2 protein-coding genes and 1 pseudogene are annotated in these 2,502 nt (G+C 45.4%); all 3 read left to right on the plus strand.

Translation table 11 applies throughout. The features are described from left to right. A partial coding sequence (locus tag IKB69_RS01815) for a Coenzyme F420 hydrogenase/dehydrogenase, beta subunit C-terminal domain (protein WP_290945518.1) occupies positions 1 to 557 on the plus strand: 557 nt, incomplete at its 5' end. Beyond that, positions 550 to 1,821, plus strand: coding sequence for a polysaccharide pyruvyl transferase family protein (locus tag IKB69_RS01820; RefSeq protein WP_290945520.1), 1,272 nt, complete (start codon positions 550 to 552; stop codon positions 1,819 to 1,821). The genes IKB69_RS01815 and IKB69_RS01820, both read left to right, overlap by 8 nt. Before the next feature lie 69 nt (positions 1,822 to 1,890). Next, a pseudogene (locus IKB69_RS01825) lies at positions 1,891 to 2,502 on the plus strand (sodium-dependent transporter); the annotation flags it as partial.

The raw sequence follows: 2,502 nt of genomic DNA on the forward strand, positions 1-2,502 counted from the left end.
CAAAGACAAAGACAAAGACAAAGCCTGCCGGAAAAGTCGTTTATATGCAAGGATTTTTGCGGCATTTTATCACACGCCCAAGCTGTGAAAACTGCTACGCCAAAGGCTTCAAATCTGGCGCGGACATCACACTAGGGGACTATTGGGGAGTGCATATCCATCACCCAGAGTTTTATGACACCACAGGCGTTACCTGCGCGCTTATCCATAGTAGGCAAGGCGTGGAGTTTATGGAGGTTATCGCAGAATCTATGGAGATAGTGCCAAGCACCTTTGAGAAAATCGCTTCGTGGAATGTCTCTCTGGTGCGCTCCCACCCCTACCCCAAACGCCCCTTTATCTCACAGAGCAAAGTCCTGCGCGAGATTATCACCACCTATGAGCAGACAAATGACCCACACAAAGCTCTAAAGCCACTAGAGCGCGCTTGCCTTTTAGATTCTATCTATGAGCTACCCACAATCCTAAAGTGGCGACTACGGGCAGCTCTTGTCTCTTGCTTGCCCAAATCCCTCAAATTCTACCTAAAATCCAAACTAAGGAGACATAATGCCTAATCTAAACACACCCAAAACCCCACTAGATTCTAGTAAATGCACAACCAAGACAAAGACATTGCGCATCATTACCTTTGTCTTTTGCGAGGAAAATTACGGGCAGATTCTACAAGCCTACGCTCTGCAACGCTTCATTAGAGACAACTACCCAAAGTTTGACACCAAAGTCATCTGGGGGCTACCACAAGCCTTTAGCAAGAAGCTCTACTACTTCCACAGAATCTGTGGCGACTCCATCTACCGCCTCGTGCGTGCGTGCAAGAAGCGCATACTTAGCAGCAGCATACAAGAGAGTCAAGCAGAGCTAGATATGCGCAAAAGGCGCGGGTTTAATGAGTTTAAAAAGCTCAACATCGCCCTACATGCTTCTAGCTTGCAGCACTATATACTCCCGCAGAAGCACCACTACCCAGAGCTTAGTGGCGACATTTTTATCACAGGGAGCGATCAGCAGTGGAATGATTGGGGCACTGCACCAAAGGAGAGCCTACAAGGCTATGCCTACTCGTGGTTGCCCTACTTCACGCTAGAGTTTGCCAAGCTAGAATCTACAAAAATCGCCTATGCCGCAAGCTTTGGCAAAAGAGTGTTTAAAAACCAAGCCCAAAAAGACTACTTCAAAAACGCTCTGCAAGATTTCACCGCCATTAGCACAAGAGAGCAAGCAGGCGTTACAATGCCAGAAAGCATAGCAATCAAAGCCACTTGCGTGCCAGACCCTACGATGCTTTTAAGCAAGGAGCATTACTGCGCACTTATAGATTCTGCTAAGCTTGATCTGCCTAGCAATCTTAGTGAAAGTATCTTTATTTACACCTATGGTGATAGCGCGTTTGGGGGGGATTTACTGCCAAAGATTCTAAACAAACATGACAATGTCATAGCAGTAGCTAGCACCTATAAGTCAAGCGACACTTATAATGCCACGATACAAGAGTGGCTTGCCTGCGTGAAAGAGTGTAGGCTAATGGTGACAGGCTCATTCCACGGCACTTGCTTTGCTATTATGATGAACACGCCATTTTTCCTAATGCGCATACAAGATCGCGCAAGCGAGAGCCTAAATACACGCTTTGAAACCTTGCTAGAAGTCTTTGAGCTACAAGATCGTATGGTCTCTAGCCTAGAAGAGCTAGAATCTAAGATCCGAGAAAATCCACCCATAAATTGGAATAAAGTCAATGAGCGACTTAAAGCGTGGAGAGCAATCGGGATAAAATTTTTGGCTAAGGAGCTAGAGCCACACCACACTAGCATTCCCTAGATTCTAGGGAATCAATAAGCTTTAAGCCTGATTAGTTATAATGCTTGCTTTATTTTTTAAGGTTTAACAATGGGCAATTTTTCTAAATTTGGCTTTATTCTAGCGACACTTGGTAGCTCCATTGGACTCGGGCATATTTGGCGATTCCCCTATATGGTAGGGCAGATGGGTGGGGGGGCGTTTGTGCTGTTGTTTTTGGTAATGACACTTTTTATCGGCGTGGCAATGCTCGTTGGCGAAATGCTTATGGGGAATAAGACACAAAAGAACACAGTCGATACCTTTATCCAACTTGACCCAAACCCCAAAAAGCCGTGGCGATTTGCTGGGCTTACGCTCATTGGCGGTCCAATTATCCTTGCTTTTTATGCAGTCGTGCTAGGCTGGGTGGTGTATTATCTCGTGGGAGTGAGTGTCGATCTCCCAGATAATGCCCAGCAAGCTGACCAAATCTATGGCGCACTGCTTACTTCACGCTCTTTCCACCAAATTCTAGGATTTACCTCTGTGCTAGGGTTCACAGGACTTATCGTCTCTCTCGGCATTAAAAATGGGATTGAAAAGCTTAATCTCGTGCTTATGCCACTACTTTTTATTATCTTCATTGGACTGCTTATTTACGCGGCATTTCAGCCATCATTTATGCAAGCGGTGCATTTTTTGTTTGACTTTAAATATGAA

Source organism: Helicobacter sp. (genome assembly GCF_017502485.1).
Classification (GTDB): Bacteria; Campylobacterota; Campylobacteria; order Campylobacterales; family Helicobacteraceae; genus Helicobacter_B.